The following is a 633-nucleotide window of genomic DNA, read 5'->3' on the forward strand; positions in this document are numbered from 1 at the left end:
CGGACCCCGTCACCTTGTACACCGAGATGTCCAGCGTGCCCTGCACCTTGCCGAGTGTGCTGGCAGTGAGCGTGACCTTGGTGCAATCGTAGGGGATCACGACGCCGAAGTCCGTCGGCAACGGCACCGCCCCGCCGGCGCCGGTCATGGCATAGCGGCCGCGGCTGAGCGTGTCTGGCACGTTGAAGTTGCCGTTGTAGACGGTGCCTGTCCCTGCGGTCGCGCCCGAGGTCGGCCACTTTCCGCCCGCCTTGGGACCGTACAGCGTCGAGGTCGTGGTGTCGAAATAGAAGTCGCCGTCGACGCCGATGTCGTCGGTCGGCGCACCGCTGCCGTACAGGATGTGACCGCCATTGCCTGCAGTGCCGCCACCGGTGCCGCCGGTGCCGCCGCTGCCGCCCGGCTGGGTGACCAGCGTGACCCCTGCCGGCCACACGTCATTGGCCTTGGGCCCGTACAGCGTCCAGGTGTTGGTGTCGAGGTAGTAGTCGCCATTGTTGCCGACACTGTTGGCTGGCGCCCCCGCGCCCGTCAGGACGACGCCGCCGCCGGTGCCCGACCCGGTGCCGCCACCCATCGGGACGCCCGGTGGCCACGTGCCGTTTGCCTTGGGCCCGAACAGGGTCGAGGTGG

1 pseudogene is annotated in these 633 nt (G+C 69.5%); it reads right to left on the reverse strand.

Annotated elements, in window-relative coordinates:
• Window positions 1–633 (reverse strand): annotated as a pseudogene (locus AC3WL8_RS39985) (hypothetical protein); the annotation flags it as partial.

The sequence above is a fragment of the Cupriavidus sp. FW305-F7 genome (assembly GCF_058782875.1).